The sequence below is a fragment of the Methylobacterium terricola genome (genome assembly GCF_006151805.1).
GTDB classification, from domain to species: Bacteria; Pseudomonadota; Alphaproteobacteria; order Rhizobiales; family Beijerinckiaceae; genus Methylobacterium; species Methylobacterium terricola.
Genome location: NZ_VDDA01000005.1, coordinates 259,201 through 274,548, shown reverse-complemented (window position 1 = coordinate 274,548; position 15,348 = coordinate 259,201). Strand labels below are relative to the sequence as shown.

Sequence of the window (15,348 nt, the reverse complement as noted above, 5' to 3'; positions counted from 1 at the left end):
CGCGCCGCCCTGACAAACGTCTTATCCTGACGCTCGCGTGAGGAAAGCTGACCCGAATGCACCGGCGCCTGCCGCCCCTGAACGCCCTGCGCGCCTTCGAGGCCGCGGGCCGCCATGCGAGCTTCACCCTCGCCGCCGCCGAGCTCGGCGTCAGCCACGGCGCGGTGAGCCGGCACGTGCAGGCCCTCGAAGCCTGGCTGCAGCTGCCCCTGTTCGAGCGGCACAACCGGCGCGTGGTCCTCACCGAGGTCGGGCGCCGCTACCTGGCGGAGACCGGCGCCGCCCTCGACCGCATCGCCGTCGCGACCGCGCGCGAGGTGGAGAGCGGCCGGCCCCGCCTGCTGCGGGTGAACGCGCTCGCGACCTTCACCCTGCGCTGGCTGATCCCGCGCCTGTCCGGCTTCCAGATCGCCAACCCGATGATCGAAGTCCGGCTGACCACCTCGAACGTTCCGCTCGCGCAGATCGCCGAGCCGTTCGACGTCGCGATCCGGGGTGGCCCGGACGCCCGGCCGGGCCATGTCGGGCGGCTCTTCTTGGCTGAGACCCGCATCCCGGTCTGCAGCCCGGCCCTGCTGCGGCGCCTGCCCTTGAGCCAGCCCGCGGACCTGTCTCACCATACCCTCCTGCATTCCGCGACGCTGCCGCAGGTCTGGCCACAATGGTTGCGCGCCGCCGGCGTGCCCGACCTGCAGCCGCAGGCCTCGGTGACGCTCGAGCATTTCTACCTGACGCTCCAGGCGGCTCTGGACGGCCTCGGCGTGGCGATGGGCCCGGAGCGGCTGATCGCCGACGACGTGGCGGCCGGCCGGCTGACGTGCCCCTTCGCGGGCCCGTCGCTGCCGGCGCGCAGCTACCACACCTTCGTGCCCGAGACGCGCGCCGCGGATCCGGCCGTGCGCGCATTCTGCGCCTGGCTCGTCGCGGCGGCCGGATCGTGAGCCGGATGCCGTCGCCGAGGTTTCGAGCCCGCTGGCCGAGGAGCGCTGGATCGCGGCGGCGCATCTCTGGCTCAGCGGCGATCGGCTGGCGGCCGGAACGGTCGAGCAGATCCTGCCGGATTTCACGCCCGGGCCCGTGCCCCTCTCGCTGCGCGGCGTGCCAGGGCGGACGCGCTCGCCGCCTCGCTTGCGACGCTGCCCGGCCTCGCCCGGGAGTGACGTGCGGTCTCGCCGTGGCGGTCCTCGGCACCGATCGCCCGGCGCGACGGGACGCCGGGCAATCGCGCGAGGATCAGCGCCGCGGCAGGGCGTGCAGCGCCTCGAGGAACAGGTCGACGTCCTCGCGGGTGTTGTAGAAGGCGAGCGAGGCGCGGATCGACTGGTCGACGCCGAAGCGGCGCAGGGCCGGCAGGGCGCAATGGTGGCCCGAGCGCACCGCGATGCCGTGCCGGTCGAGATGGTGGGCGACCGTCTCGTTCTCGGTGCCGTCGATCACGAACGACATCACGCTCGCCTTCTCCCGCGCCGTCCCGATCAGGCGCAGGCCCTTCACCTCGGATAGCCCCGCCTGGGCATAGTCGAGCAGGTCGTGCTCGTAGGCCGCGATGCCGGGCAGCCCGACGCCCTCCAGGTAGTCGAGGGCGGCGCCCAACCCCACCGCGCCGGCGATATCCGGCGTGCCGGCCTCGAACTTCTCCGGCGCGCCCTTGTAGACCGTCCGGGTGAAGGTGACGTCCTCGATCATGTGGCCGCCGCCCTGCCAGGGCGGCATCGCTGCCAGCAGGTGGCTCTTGCCGTAGAGCGCGCCGATGCCGGTCGGGCCGAACAGCTTGTGGCCGGAGAAGACCAGGAAGTCGGCGTCGAGCGCCTGCACGTCGATGGGGATGTGCGGCGTCGATTGCGCGGCATCGACCAGCACCGGCACGCCGTAGGCGTGGGCGAGCGCGATGATCTCGGCGATTGGGTTGACCGTGCCGAGCGCGTTGGCGACGTGGGTCACCGCGACGATCCTGGTGCGGCCCGAGAGCAGGGCGGCGTATTGCTCGAAGATGATCTCGCCGCGGTCGTTGACCGGGATCACCCGGATCGTCGCCCCGGTGGCCTGCGCCAGCAGCTGCCAGGGCACGATGTTGGCGTGGTGCTCGATCGTCGAGACGACGATCTCGTCGCCCGGGCCGATATGCGCCCGGCCGTAGGAGTTGGCGACGAGGTTGATGCCCTCGGTGGTGCCGCGCAGGAAGACGATGTCGTCCTTCGACGGCGCGTTGAGGAAGCGGCGGGTCTTCTCGCGGCCGCCCTCGAACAGGTCGGTGGCGCGGGCCGCGAGCGTGTGGGCCGCCCGGTGGATGTTCGAGTTGTGGCGGCCGTAGAACTCCGCTGTCGCGTCGATGACGCTCTGCGGCTTGTGGGTGGTGGCGGCGTTGTCGAGCCAGACCAGCCGGTGCCCGTTGACGCCCTGGTGCAGGGCCGGGAAGTCCCGGCGCACGCGCTCGACGTCGAACGGCGCTGCGACCGGGCGCGATCCGAGGGCGAGCGCCCGCGGGGCCGGGCCGCCGTGACGCGCCGGCTCGACCCGCGGCCGGGCCGCGGGGTTGCCGCGGCGCGCCGGGGCGGGCGACGGGTTCAGGAAGTAGTAGTCTGACACCGCCGGGGAGACGGACGGTCCCCCCTCCGCATGAGCCGGCGACGGACCCGCCGGGACGAAGGCCGGCGCGATCGCCTGCGCGAAGGCGTAGGCGCGCGGGTGGTCGGCGGCGATCTGCCGGGAGAGATCGGTGCCGCCGGGCAATCCGGCCGCGACCTCGGCGAGGCTCGGCACGGCGTATTCCGGCAGGCTTTTGGGCCGCAGCGGGTCGCTCAGCGGATGCACAGGGGCGATGGCGCCGAGATCGAGGACGTTCGCGCTCGCCGGCACCGGATTGGCACCGAGGGGCTTGGCGGCCGAGAGGCCGCTCACGCCCGGCAGGCCGACAGGCGGCGCCCCGAAGGAGCGGGCGCCGAGGGCCGGGAGGCCGGGCTCGGCCCCCGAGGGGGCGGCCCCGGCCTGAGCCGGGGACGAGGGAGGCGCGTCGAGCGCCTGCGGAACCCGGGGTCCCGCCGGCAGCGTCGGCGCGACAGGGGCGCTGGCGGCCTGGCCCTGCCCGTCGATCTCGCGGGCGAGGCGCCCGACGAGATCCGCATGGGCGAGCTCGGCCGGCGTCCCGGAGGGGAGGCCGACCTCAAGCATAGTCATGGTAGTTGCCGAGCAGCACGTTATCGAGACGGGCGATCGCGTCCTCGACCAGCACCGCGGCCGAGAAGTAGCGGGTCACGAGGTGCGAGGCGATCGAGTGGTCGTTGGTCCCCATGTAGCGCACCGACAGGCCGGGCTCGATCTCGCCGGTCACGCCCGACTTGTGCAGGCCGACTACGCCCTGCTCGCCCTCGCCAACCCGCAGGAGCAGGATCGAGGTGGTCTGGGCGCCGGTCGCCGGGTCGATGTCGATCGGCAGCTTGTCGCTGGGGACGAGCGGCACGCCGCGCCAGGTGATGAAGGGCGCGCCGAACAGGTGCACCACCACCGGCGGCACGCCGCGCCGGGTCGCCTCCCGGCCGAAGGCCGCGATGGCGCGCGGATGCGCGACGAAGAAGGCGGGCTTCTTCCACACCAGGGTCAGCAGCTCGTCGAGGTCGTCCGGGGTCGGCGGACCGCCGCGGGTCGGGATGCGCTGGCGCGGCGCCACCTCGTGGAGCAGGCCGAACTGCGAGTTGTTCAAGAGCTCCCATTCCTCGCGCTCCTTCACGGCGTCGACCGTGAGGCGGATCTGCTCGCGCAGCTGGTCGATCTCGTTGGAGTAGAGGTCGGTGACGCGGGTATGGGTGTTGAGGATCGTCTGGATCGTCGAGAGATGGTACTCGCGTGGATCGATCTCGTAATCGACGAAGGTGGTCGGCAGGCGCGGCTCGCCGGCATGGACCGCCAGCAATTCGATGCCCTGCTCGCCATAGGAATTGGTGTGACCTTTCAGCCGGTCGCGCTCCTCGCGGTGCTGGGCGATGCGCGCGGCGATGGCCTCGTCCTCGATCGCGGCGCGGTCGAGGGTGAGCAGGGTCACCGCCGAGAGCGCCTTGACGGCCGGGGCGGGGCCTGGCTCGCCGACGAGGTCGCCGTCGCCGAAATGGTCGCCGCGGGTGGCCAGCCTCTGGCGCAGGCGGCCCTTGTAGGGGCCCGACAGGGTCAGCTCGACGGTGCCGTCGGCCACCACCACGACGCTGCGGCCGGTCGAGCCCTCCTCGGCGATGACGTCGCTGGCCTGGTACCGGCTCTGGGTGAACTTGCCCGCCAGCGCCGCCAGCTCGGCATCGCCGAGGCGGCTGAACAGCGGCACGGCGCGCAACGACCCGGCCTTGACCGTGCGGGTCTCGCCCTCGGTCGCGAGATCGATGCGGCCGGCCTTCGCCAGCACGACGGCGCGGCGGTTGACCCGGTAGACGCCGCCCGGGACGTCGACGAAGGGCAGCAGCCGCAGCAGGAAGCGCGGCGTGTTGGCCGCGTTCTGGACCGAGGTGACGGTCGCGGTGGCGAGATTGCGTGCGGCTGAGGCGCTGACGCTCAAACCCGGTCCGCTCATCGAGGTTCGTCTCCGTTTTGCCGTAGGGGCCGATCACGGCCAGGCATTCCGCGTGAGAGAGACACCGGCAATCGCCACCTTCCGCACCGGACGGCAAGTCGCAGCAAGAGATTGCGCGAATGCGATCTTGCCAGCCGCAGCATCTCCAAAGTTTATAGGGCGGTTGCTCCTGCGCAATGCTGGATCGGCCTGCGGTCTCTCTGCGTCAGCGATAGCGGGTGTCAGGCACGGGGGTCAATAGAATGTTTTTTCGTTTATTGCAGGATGGAAATATCAATCATTTTGTTGTGCCGATCAAAGAACGAGAACGGTCTCGAAGTTGGGGATCGCTTTAAAATTGATGTCTCTGCGGCCGCGATCGCCCCGCTCCGCACCGGCTTTCCCGGCGCAGTCAGATTCCGTCGCCGAAGAACTGGTCCATGGTCAGGGCCGGCTCCTCGCTGCGCGGGATGCGCGAGACCATCCGGGCCGGCACGCCCGCCACCGTGGTGTGGGGCGGCACGTCGTGCAGCACCACCGCGGCCGCCGCGACCCTGGCGCCCTCGCCGACCCGGATATTGCCGAGCACCTTGGCGCCGACGCTGAGCAGCACGCCGCGCTCGATCTTGGGGTGACGGTCGCCGCTCTCCTTGCCGTTACCGCCGAGCGTCACCGACTGCAGGATCGAGACGTCGTCGGCGATCACCGTGGTCTCGCCGATGACGACGCCGGTGGCATGGTCGATGAACACGCCGGAGCCGATCCGCGCCGCCGGGTGGATATCGCAGCCGAACACCTCCGAGATCCGGCTCTGGACGTGGAGGGCCAGCGTCATCCGGCCCTGATGCCAGAGCCAATGCGCGACGCGATAGCCCTCGAGGGCGGCGAACCCCTTGTAGAACAGGAACGGATCGAGATAGCGGCGGCACGTCGGGTCGCGCTCGCGGATGGCGATCAGGTCGCGCACCGCGTGGGCGCCGGCCTGCGGGTCGGCCTCGAAGGCGGCGAGGCAGAGGTCGCGCATCGACAGCCGTGCGAGGTCGCCGTCGCCGAGCCGGTGGGCGAGGCGGTAGGCCAGCGCCTGGGCCAGTCCGCGCTGGTCGAGGATCGTCGCCTGGATGATCCCGGCATAGAGCGGCTCCTCGACCAGGGCCGCCTCCGCCTCGGCGCGCAACCCGGCCCAGACATCGGCCTCCGCCATGCTGTGGCTCGTCGCGCGCAAGGGAGGCTGGCGCAACGCGGACGCGCTCGCCCGCAGGGCGGGCGGCAGGGCCGAATCCATGCCGGGACGATCTCCGTGCTGGGGGATTACTGCACGCGCCGGAACAGGTCCGGCAGGTAGCGCTGCAGGACCTCGTGGCCGTCGAACGCGACGTCGATGGTCGGCGTGCGGCCGTCCTGGCCGTGGATGCCGACCACCCGGCCCTTGGCGTTGCGCCAGATCCCCAGCGCATCCGCGAGGTCGAGCCGGTCGAACACCACCTCGTCGCCGCGCGTCACCGTCGCTGAAGCCATGGCGTGATCCCCTGATGCGGCACGCGAAGATGCCTGCCCCGCGCCGTGGATCGCCGCGCGGGAAGAACCTCCCTCGATTCCGGTCAGGCCGGAGAAGGCGATGATCGCGAACGGTGCCGACAGGAGCATTTGCTTCGCCAAGCCATTGATTTCACTTGATGATCGACCGAACAACCGCGGGCCGCAAGTCTTGTTCCGCGCTTTTCCCTCCGCTACGGCAGGGGCACGCCGCCGACGATCCCGCGGTACCGCCTCGACACCGGATCCCCGATGAGCACCTTCGCCTCCGCCTTCGCCAGCGGGCTCCTGATCGGCCTGTCGGCCGCCCTGTTCCTCCTCCTCGACGGCCGCATCGCCGGGATCAGCGGCCTCGTCGCCGGGCTCGCCCGCCCTTGCGAGCCGGCATGGCGCACCGGCTTCGCCTTCCTCGCCGGCCTGGTCCTCGGGCCGCCGGCCTTCGCGTTCGTGGCCGGCGGCTGGCCGGCGATGCGGATCGAGGCGAGCCTGCCGGTGCTGGCGCTCGCGGGGCTCCTCGTCGGCTTCGGCACGCGGCTCGGCTCGGGCTGCACGTCGGGCCACGGGGTCTGCGGCCTCGCCCGGTTCTCGCCGCGTTCGGCCGTGGCGGTCGTCACGTTCCTGGCGAGCGGGATGCTGACGGTCGCCCTCGGGCGGGTGCTGGCATGATGCCGATGCTCCGCCTCGCCGCGGCGGCCCTCGCCGGCCTGCTGTTCGGGGTCGGGCTCGCCATGTCCGGCATGCTCGATCCCGCCCGGGTGCGCGGCTTCCTCGACGTGGCCGGCGCCTGGGACCCGACCCTCGCCGTCGTGCTCGCCGGTGCCGTCGCGGCCTCCGGCCTCGGCACCGCGCTGGCGCGCCGCCTGCGCCGTCCGGTGCTGGCGGACGCGTTCGACTGGCCGACCCGGACCCGGATCGACCGGGACCTCGTCCTCGGCGCCGTCCTGTTCGGCATCGGCTGGGGCCTGTCGGGCTTCTGCCCCGGGCCGGCGGTGGCGGCGCTCTCCGGCGGGGCGCTGCCGGTCGTCGTGTTCGTCGCCGCGATGCTCGTCGGGATGGCGGCGCACGCGGCCCTGCGCCGCCCGCGGCCGTCCCGGTAGCCCGTCCCGCCGCGCCACGACGACGACCCGAGGCCGCCGCGGCGGCAAGAGCCGTCGAGAAGCCGGTAGACCGAACGACCCCGTTGGTCTCGGCCGCGCTCCGCCCGGTGAGCCGGAGCCGCAGAGATCGATGGTGCCAGCTTCGTGCAGGGTTGCGCCGTCGCGCCCCGGCAGGGTTCATCCGCTGGTTCGAGCCGCCCAAAGCCGGTGCTGCCGGGGGACCCCGAGCGACCGGAGCCCCGGGCCGGGACCGCGTGCGGGACGACCGTCGTCGGAAGCCGAACGCGTCACCCGTCCTGGGACGGACCGCCGAGCGGTGCCGTCCCCCAGCCACTCCCATCAGCGAAAACATTCCCGAAATCGTATATTGCGGAGAAATCAATTCTACTCCGTCGAGCGGCAGGAAACCGAACGTCTTCGTCGGACCGAATCCCGTCGAGGTCGCAGCAACGTCCGGCATGGCGGGGGATTTCTGCCCGCATACCCTTGGCCCACCCGACCGGCTATGATCTATAGGCGCCAAGACCACACCGATGCGGCGCGAACTCTTCCGCGCGCCGGCTCACCCGCCCGAGGATTCGATCCGATGCCGACCCCCCGTCGAACCGTGCTCGCGGGCCTCGCCGCCTCGGCCGTCCTCGGCCGCCCCGCTCGCGCCGCCGCGCCGCTCCGCATCGGCTACCAGCGCTCCTCGACGCTGATCGCGCTGCTGCGCCAGGATGGAAGCCTGGAACAGGCGCTGTCGGCGCAGGGCATCGGCGTGTCCTGGCACGAATTCACCAGCGGCCTGCCGATCATGGAAGCGCTGAACGCCGGATCGATCGACGTCTCGGCCGACGTGGCCGACACGGTGCCGGTCTTCGCGCAGGCGGCCAGCGCACGCATCACCTACGTCGCCCAGGAGGCGGCCTCGCCCGAGGCGCAGGCGATCCTGGTGCCGAAGGAGTCGACCGTCCGCTCCGTGGCCGATCTCAAGGCCAAGCGGATCGCGGTCACCAAGGGCGCGGGCAACCACTTCCTGGTCCTCGCCGCCCTCAAGGAAGCCGGCCTGTCCTTCCGCGGCATCGTGCCGGCCTATTTGAGCCCGGCGGACGGCCGGGCCGCCCTGGAAAGCGGCGGCGTCGAGGCCTGGGCGGCCTGGGACCCGTTCCTCACCGCGGCGCAGAAGCAGGCGGGGGCGCGGGTCCTGCGCGACGGGAGCGGGCTGTCGCGCTACAAGCGCTACTACCTCGCCGCGGAGTCCTACGCGGCGGCGAACGGGCCGGTGCTCGGCGTTCTCTTCGCCAAGCTCGCGCAGACCGGGACCTGGGTGAAGGTGAACCCGGCCGAGGCCGCCACGCGGCTCGCCGCGCTCTGGAAGCTCGATCCCGAGATCGTCCTGGCGGCGAACGCCCATCGCAGCTACCGGGTCGAGCCCGTCACACGGGACGGCCTGTCCGAGCAGCAGACGATCGCCGACGCGTTCCGGGCCGAGGGGCTCCTGCCGCGTCCCGTCGATACCGCCGCCCTGGGGATCTGGACGCCGCCTGTTCGCTGACCGGTCCGGGGGCTCGAGGGACCGGCCCCCGGGAGACGGCCTCGCCTCAGACGGTACCGAGGAGATCCAGGATGGCCCGGCGATCGGCGACGACGCCCGGGTCCTCCCTGTGGCGCGGATAGGGCCGGTCGCACGAGATGTCGGCCCGGATCCGGGCCGGCCGGTCGGAGAACACCAGGATGCGCTGGGCCAGCATCAGCGCCTCCTCGACGTCGTGGGTCACCAGCAGGGCGGTGAAGCCCTTGTCCTGCCACAGCCGCACCAGCTCGGCCTGCATCGCCAGGCGGGTCAGCGAATCGAGCTTGCCGAGCGGCTCGTCGAGCAGCAGCAGCGGCGGCGCGTTGACGAGGGCGCGGGCGAGCGCCACCCGTTGCGCCATGCCGCCCGAGAGCTGGTGCGGGAAGGCGTCGGCGAAGCCCGACAGCCCGACGAGGGCCAGGGCCTCGTCGATCCGGCCGCGTTCCGCCCGGGCGCGCCCGCGGGCCTCCGGCCCGGTCGCGACGTTGCCGAGGACGCTGCGCCAGGGATAGAGCGTCGGGTCTTGGAACACGAGGCCGCGGGAGGGGTGGGGCCCGCGCAAGGGGGCGCCGTCGACGCTGATCCGGCCCTCGTTCGGCGGATCGAGTCCGGCGACGAGCCGCAGCAGCGTCGACTTCCCGCAGCCCGACGGCCCGAGCAGGGCGACGAAGGCGCCGGGCTCGACGTCGAACGAGACGCCGTCGAGGACCGGGAGCGGCGTCTTCCTCAGGGCGAAGGCGTGATGCACGTCGCGAACGGAGAGGGCGGCGCCGCGGGCCGGTGCGGGAGCGACCAGCGGGGAACGACCGGGCGCTGCGGGCTGCGCGAGGAGGCCGGCTACCATTGGACGAGGCCCTTCTGCCAGGACAGGAGACGGTCGCGCACCCGGAACAGCAGGGTGATCAGGCCCGAGCAGGCGAGCGCCATCACGGCCAGCGCCGCGTACATGTTGGCGTAGGCCGCCCAGCCTTGCGCCCATTGCAGGTACCAGCCGAGGCCGGCCTTCACGCCCAGCATCTCGGCCACGACCAGCACCGCGAAGGAACTGCCGAGCCCCATGAACAGCCCGACGAAGACGTGCGGCAGGGCCGCCGGGATCGCCACGCGGAGGATCAGGAAGCCCTCGCGGGCGCCGAGCGTCCGGGCGACGTCGTAATAGGCCCGGTTGACCCCGGCGATGCCCGACCAGGTCAGCACCGTGACGGGAAAGCCGGTGGCGAGGGCGACGAGGAAGGTCGAGGCGGCCCCGCTCGACGGGAAGACGAAGAAGGCGAGCGGCAGCCAGGCGGTGGCCGGCAGCGGGCCGACGAAGCGCAGGACCGGGTGCACCCAGTAGCCGACGGTCCGCGACCAGCCGACCGCGACCCCGAGGGTGAATCCGGCGAGCGCCCCGAGGGCGTAGCCGCCGGCGAGCAGCCGCAGGGAATGCCAGACGCTGTCGGCGAGCCGCGCGTAATCCTCGACGAACACCTCCAGGATCGCCTGCGGCGGCGGGAAGAACGGCATCGGCAGCCAGGCGCGCTTGGCGGTCGCCACCTCCCACAGGCCGAGGAGGGCGGCGAGCACGATCAGCCAGGGCGACCAGCCCTGGACCCGTCGGGCGGGCCCGGTCTCGCCCGGGCGCAGGAAGCCGGCCGCCAGGATCACGGCCCCGAACGCGGCAAGCCCGATGGCAAGCTCGCGGGTGAGGCCGAAATCACCCAGGTCGGGCGGCAAAGCCACGAGGGCGGAGAGCCCGATCCAGGCGGCGGCCGCCGCGACCGAGGCCGGGGCGGGCAGGAAGGCGGGGCGCCGGACGGCGCCGTCCGTGCGGGGAAGCGCGATGTCGCTCACGGGGCACCTCAGCTCAGGACGTCGGCATAGACGCGCTCGGCGAATTGCTTTGCGTCGGTGCGGGCGCGGATCACCTTCACGGTCTTCAGCTCGTCGATATAGGCGGCGATCTGCTGCTTGAGCTCGGCCCCGAGGGGGTGGTGATGGTGGGTGTGGCTGCGCAGCATGGCGGCGAGATCGTCCACCGAGCCCTTGCCGCCATAGCCGGCATAGACCGTGGCGGCGTAACCGGGATCGTGCGCGACCCGGGTCCCGGCCTCGAGCAGCGCCCGGGTGAGGGCGGCCGCCACCGGACGCTCGTCGCGCACCAGGGAGCCGCGCAGGGCCAGGATGCAGCAGGTCCGGTCGTGGTACTCGGCCGAGAGATTGTTGGCGATCTCGGAGAGTCGGGCGTCCTTGGCCCACAGGAAGGTGCGCGGATCGCCGTCGGCGAGCGCCTGCGCCTCGCCCTTCTCGACCGCGAGGTTGAGGAGATCCATCGGATAGACCCGCCACTCGACCTCGCGCTCGGGATCGATGCCGCGCTTGGCGAGCAGCAGGCTGAAGAAGTTCTTGGCCGGCGACGCCTGGTCGCTCACCGCGATCACCTTGCCCTTCAGCGCCTCCAGGCTGGTCGCTCCGGCCGACGTGGCGCCGAGCAGCCGCATGCAGCCGCCGTGGATGCCAGCCGTGACCTTGACGTCGAAGCCCTGCTCCAGGGGCTTCAGCCAGCGCAAGGCCATGCCGATGCCGGCATCCGCCTTGCCGGTGGCGATCGCCTCCAGCAGCTGTTCGGTCGAGCCGCCGAAATTGACGAACTCGACGTCGAGCCCGTGTCGGGCGAAAACCCCGCTCTCCTTGGCGACGGGGGCGGCGGCGGTGCAGATCGCCGAGGCGTTCCAGGCGAGCCTGATCGGGCGGAGGGCGCCGCTGGCGGCCGGGCCCGCGGCCGCGACCCGGCAGATCGGCGCACCGGCGAGGTCCGGCACCGGCAGGAGGCCGGCGGAGGAGGGCGAGCCGACGAGGCCGAGCGGCGCCGCGAGCCCGAGGGCACCGGCGCGGGCGAGGAAGCGGCGGCGGGTATGGGGGAGGGTGGGGAGCGTCATCGTCCGGGGTCTTCGAGGCGAGGGCGTCAGGCGGCCTGGGCGGGCGCGTCGGGCGCCCGGTGATCGAGCGTGCCGCGCAGGACTTGCGGCGAGCGCAGGAGGTTGAGGATCGGGCAGGCGCGGTCGACCTCGGCCTCGAGCCGGGCCACCGCCTCGTGGGGGGCCGGCGAGACGATCCTGACGGTGTAGGCCAGGTCGTGCGGGTTCACCGGCACGCCCTCGAAGCCGGGCCGGCCGGCCCGGACGTCGAGCTGCCCGCTCACCGTGACGTCCACGGCGTCGAGGGGGACGCCCAGGCGTGCGGCCTGGATCAGGTAGGAATGAGCAAGGCAGCTGCCGAGGATGCCGAGCTGCAACTCGGGCGAGCCCGGGCCGAGGTCGTAGCCGGCGAAGTCCGGCGGAGAATCGGTGACGACCTGGTGGTCGCGAATCCGGATCCGGCGCACGCCGCTGCGGCCCTCGACGCTGACCTGCGCGGAAAGCGGCACCACCCCCAGGCTTCCGGCCTCGATCCGCCTCTCCCGCGCCGCCACGGCGGCGCGCTTCTCCACCAAGTATTCGTTGAGCGACGTCATGCCGACCTCATGCGAACAGCGCGCCGTTACCATCCGCGCCTGATATGTCGTGAGGCGGTCAGTGTGTCGTTGCTAACAATGATCGTCAACAAAACGGGATTGTTTTATATCTCGCTTTGTTGGAATGGGCGTTCGAGTTGTCGTGGTCAGGCAGAAGATTCCTTCTCGGTGGATCCTTTTTCAGCCCGGGCGCGCTTGCGCGGCGCGTCCCGGCCGATCACACCGGTCCATCGAGCCGTCCCGGGCCTCGCGGGGTGCCAATCGTCGCGACGACGTCCCGACGCTCCCGTCCGGACGTCGCATCCATCGGGCTCCTAGACGCTGCCGCATCGTCGTCCACGACGAACCGGCATCCCCCCCGCGTCGTACCGTCAACGCTGCGGCGCCGCGCCCTCACCGGCGATCGGGATGCCCTCGATGGGGCATTCGGGCGTGCCGACGCTCGCGCGGGTGATGCCGCGCACCGCGTCGCGGGTCCCGTCCGGATCCTCGATCCAGCGGCGGTAGAAGTCGTAGGGGCAGGCCGACAAGCCGTGCCGGTTCTCGCGGGAGTTGATCATTCCCGTATAGCCGCGGTGGAGCAGCTTGAAGAGATGATTCTCCGACTGCCAGTGCTGGCGCGCGTCGCGGATCAAGAACTTCGACAGGGCGGCGTACTGGATGCCCATCTCCTCCTCGCCGCACTCGCCGAGGGTGCGTCCGTCGAAGCCGATCAGCGCCGAGTGGCCGAAATAGGTGTAGACCCCGTCGAAACCCGCGGCGTTCGCCACCGCCACGTAGACGTTGTTGGCGAAGGCCATCGCCTTCGACATCAGGATCTGCTGCTCCTTGGCCGGGTACATGTAGCCCTGGCAGCGGATGACGAGCTCGGCGCCGCGCATCGCGCAGTCGCGCCAGATCTCCGGGTAATTGCCGTCGTCGCAGATGATCAGGCTGACCTTGAGGCCCTTCGGCCCGTCGGAGACGTAGGTGCAGTCGCCCGGGTACCAGCCCTCGATCGGCACCCACGGCATGATCTTGCGGTACTTCTGCACGATCTCGCCCTGGTCGTTCATCAGGATCAGGGTGTTGTAGGGCGCCTTGTGCGGATGCTCCTCGTGCCGCTCGCCGGTGAGCGAGAACACGCCCCACACCTTCGCCCTGCGGCACGCATCGGCGAAGATTGCGGTCTCCTCGCCGGGGATGGTCGAGGCGGTCTCGTACATCTCGGCCGCATCGTACATGATGCCGTGCGTCGAGTATTCGGGGAAGATCACGAGATCCATGCCCGGCAGGCCGGTCTTCATGCCGACCACCATGTCGGCGATCTTGTGGCAGTTGGCGATGACCTCGGCCTTGGTGTGCAGGCGAGGCATCTTGTAGTTGACGACCGCGACGCCGACGCTGTCGTGGCTGCTGGAAATATCGCCGTGATGCATGCCGGATCTCCCTGGCGAGGATGGGGGCCGTGTCTTTCGTCGGTGAACGATCCTGCGGGACGGGGCGGGGAGGGGAGCCCCGCCGCCGCCCTCAATGGCTGATCATCCACGGCCTTGCCGCCGGGAAGCCCTTGGCCGCCGCCGGGGCCGCCGTGGTCTTCTTCGGCGCGCAGCAGCCGCAGCCGGCGCCGTGGCTGCGCCTGGGCGCGTGGCGGCTGCGCTCGTTGGTGGCGTGGGCCGCCTTCAGCCCCGCATCCATGCCCGACAGGCGCGGTGCGGTGAGGAAGGCGCGCTCGCATGCCCCTCCGCAATCGGGGCAGTCATGCGGATCGCGGAACTGCGCCATCGGGCGCAGAACCGTGAACGGGCCACAGGTTTCGCAGGAATAATCGTAGACCGGCATGGCTACTTGTCCGGCGAGATCGGCATCTGGACCGAGCCGTCGAGGTACTGCGTCGGCCCGGCGGCGCTCGGGTTGATGTCGAAATCGAAGATGCCGGTCGGCAGCCACAGGGTCGCGCAGGCATTCGGCACGTCGACGACGCCCGAGATATGCCCCTGCACCGGCGCGGTGCCGAGGATCGAATAGGCCTGGGCGCCGGAATAGCCGAACTTCTTCAGGTATTCGATCGCGTTGAGGCAGGCCTGGCGGTAGGCGACCGTCACGTCGAGGTAGTGCTGGCCGCCGCTCTCGTCGACCGAGATGCCCTCGAAGATGAGATGGTCGTCGAAGCGCGGGACGATCGGCGACGGCTTGAAGATCGGGTTCCTGATCCCGTATTTCGCCATCCCGTCCTTGATGACCTCGACCTTGAGGTGGACCCAGCCGGCCATCTCGATCGCGCCGCAGAAGGTGATCTCGCCGTCGCCCTGGCTGAAATGCAGGTCGCCCATCGAGAGGCCGGCACTCGGGACGTAGACCGGGAAGTAGATCTTCGAGCCGCGCGACAGATCCTTGATGTCGCAATTGCCGCCGTGCTCGCGCGGCGGGACGGTGCGGGCGCCTTCCGCCGCCGCCTTGTCCTTCGCCTCGCCGGTGAGCCGGCCCATATGGGCGGTCGGGCCGAAGGGCGGGTTGGCCAGCCCCGGCACCCGGGTCGGGTTGGTGGCGATCAGCGCCGTCTCGCGCTCGTTCCAGGTCGCCAGCAGCTTCGGGTCGGGCAGGCAGCCGATCAGGCCGGGATGGATCAGGCCGGGGAAGCGCACGCCCGGGACGTGGCGCGACTTGGTGAACAGCCCCTCGAAGTCCCAGATCGACTTCTGGGCCAGGGGGAAATGGTCGGTGAGGAAGCCGCCGCCGTTCTGCTTCGAGAAGAAGCCGTTGAAGCCCCATTGCGAGTCCGGCTTGGCGCCGATGTCGAGGAGGTCGACGACCAGCAGGTCGCCGGGCTCGGCGCCCTCGACGCCGATCGGGCCGGAGAGGAAATGCACGATCGACAGGTCGATGTCGCGGACGTCGTCGGCCGAGTCGTCGTTCTTGATGAACCCGCCGGTCCAGTCGTAGGTCTCGACGATGAAATCCTGGCCGGGCTTCACGTAGGCGACCATCGGGATGTCCGGGTGCCAGCGATTGTGCACGCTGTCGTTCTCGTAGGCCGACTGCGTCAGGTCGACCTTGATCAACGTCTCGGGCATGCGTTTCCCTTTCCCCCTGGAGCGGGTGCTGAGTCGGCGGCCAGGACCGCCGAGGCCGGCGGATCTCGCCGCCGGATGCGGAGCGG

15 protein-coding genes are annotated in these 15,348 nt (G+C 71.2%); 4 read left to right on the top strand and 11 right to left on the bottom strand.

Going from position 1 to position 15,348, the window contains the following annotated elements; genetic code table 11:
- The first annotated feature begins 56 nt into the window (after positions 1 to 56).
- The gene (gene gcvA / locus FF100_RS14580; protein WP_139036414.1) at positions 57 to 941 is read left to right on the top strand and encodes a transcriptional regulator GcvA; all 885 of its coding nucleotides are present in this window, start codon (positions 57 to 59) and stop codon (positions 939 to 941) included.
- Between the two features lie 292 nt (positions 942 to 1,233).
- On the opposite strand, the gene FF100_RS37835 is transcribed toward gcvA, so the two are convergent.
- The 4 genes from FF100_RS37835 to FF100_RS14560 form a co-directional block, all read right to left on the bottom strand.
- Positions 1,234 to 3,174 (bottom strand): SufS family cysteine desulfurase, encoded by a 1,941-nt coding sequence (locus tag FF100_RS37835; RefSeq protein ID WP_139036413.1) that lies wholly within the window; start codon positions 3,172 to 3,174, stop codon positions 1,234 to 1,236.
- Positions 3,161 to 4,552 carry a family 2B encapsulin nanocompartment shell protein gene (locus FF100_RS38350; RefSeq protein WP_139036412.1) on the bottom strand — a complete coding sequence of 464 codons (1,392 nt, stop codon included), beginning with the start codon at positions 4,550 to 4,552 and terminating at the stop codon, positions 3,161 to 3,163. The genes FF100_RS37835 and FF100_RS38350 overlap by 14 nt, the downstream gene beginning before the upstream one ends.
- Before the next feature lie 391 nt (positions 4,553 to 4,943).
- Complete coding sequence (cysE, locus tag FF100_RS14565; RefSeq protein WP_139036411.1) at positions 4,944 to 5,813, bottom strand: serine O-acetyltransferase; 870 nt, start codon at positions 5,811 to 5,813, stop codon at positions 4,944 to 4,946.
- A gap of 26 nt (positions 5,814 to 5,839) precedes the next feature.
- Positions 5,840 to 6,046 carry a hypothetical protein gene (locus FF100_RS14560; RefSeq protein WP_139036410.1) on the bottom strand — a complete coding sequence of 69 codons (207 nt, stop codon included), beginning with the start codon at positions 6,044 to 6,046 and terminating at the stop codon, positions 5,840 to 5,842.
- Between the two features lie 270 nt (positions 6,047 to 6,316).
- Here FF100_RS14560 and FF100_RS14555 point away from each other — a divergent pair, with 270 nt between their 5' ends.
- The 3 genes from FF100_RS14555 to FF100_RS14545 all read left to right on the top strand — a co-directional run bounded on the left by FF100_RS14555 (position 6,317) and on the right by FF100_RS14545 (position 8,698).
- Entirely contained in the window at positions 6,317 to 6,730 is a 414-nt protein-coding gene (locus tag FF100_RS14555; protein ID WP_139036409.1) for a YeeE/YedE family protein, read from the top strand.
- A complete protein-coding gene (locus FF100_RS14550) occupies positions 6,730 to 7,161 on the top strand; it encodes a DUF6691 family protein (protein WP_425463315.1) in 432 nt (143 codons plus the stop codon). The genes FF100_RS14555 and FF100_RS14550 overlap by 1 nt, the downstream gene beginning before the upstream one ends.
- 586 nt (positions 7,162 to 7,747) lie before the next feature.
- Complete coding sequence (locus tag FF100_RS14545; protein ID WP_139036407.1) at positions 7,748 to 8,698, top strand: aliphatic sulfonate ABC transporter substrate-binding protein; 951 nt, start codon at positions 7,748 to 7,750, stop codon at positions 8,696 to 8,698.
- Positions 8,699 to 8,744: 46 nt separating this feature from the next.
- Here FF100_RS14545 and FF100_RS14540 read toward each other — a convergent pair whose 3' ends face one another.
- The 7 genes from FF100_RS14540 to fmdA form a co-directional block, all read right to left on the bottom strand.
- The gene (locus tag FF100_RS14540; protein ID WP_139036406.1) at positions 8,745 to 9,560 is read right to left on the bottom strand and encodes an ABC transporter ATP-binding protein; all 816 of its coding nucleotides are present in this window, start codon (positions 9,558 to 9,560) and stop codon (positions 8,745 to 8,747) included.
- Positions 9,554 to 10,549, bottom strand: a complete 996-nt coding sequence (locus FF100_RS14535) for an ABC transporter permease (protein WP_171070172.1) — start codon at positions 10,547 to 10,549, stop codon at positions 9,554 to 9,556. Before FF100_RS14535 ends, FF100_RS14540 begins: the two co-directional genes overlap by 7 nt.
- An 8-nt stretch (positions 10,550 to 10,557) precedes the next feature.
- Positions 10,558 to 11,664, bottom strand: a complete 1,107-nt coding sequence (locus FF100_RS14530; RefSeq protein ID WP_425463314.1) for an ABC transporter substrate-binding protein — start codon at positions 11,662 to 11,664, stop codon at positions 10,558 to 10,560.
- Positions 11,661 to 12,209 (bottom strand): OsmC family protein, encoded by a 549-nt coding sequence (locus tag FF100_RS14525; RefSeq protein WP_139036404.1) that lies wholly within the window; start codon positions 12,207 to 12,209, stop codon positions 11,661 to 11,663. Before FF100_RS14525 ends, FF100_RS14530 begins: the two co-directional genes overlap by 4 nt.
- Positions 12,210 to 12,580: 371 nt before the next feature.
- Positions 12,581 to 13,627, bottom strand: a complete 1,047-nt coding sequence (locus FF100_RS14520; RefSeq protein ID WP_139036403.1) for an aliphatic amidase — start codon at positions 13,625 to 13,627, stop codon at positions 12,581 to 12,583.
- 91 nt (positions 13,628 to 13,718) lie between these two features.
- The gene (locus tag FF100_RS14515) at positions 13,719 to 14,030 is read right to left on the bottom strand and encodes an FmdB family zinc ribbon protein (protein ID WP_139036402.1); all 312 of its coding nucleotides are present in this window, start codon (positions 14,028 to 14,030) and stop codon (positions 13,719 to 13,721) included.
- A 2-nt stretch (positions 14,031 to 14,032) separates the two neighbouring features.
- Positions 14,033 to 15,262, bottom strand: a complete 1,230-nt coding sequence (gene fmdA / locus FF100_RS14510) for a formamidase (protein WP_139036401.1) — start codon at positions 15,260 to 15,262, stop codon at positions 14,033 to 14,035.
- Positions 15,263 to 15,348 lie beyond the last annotated feature (86 nt).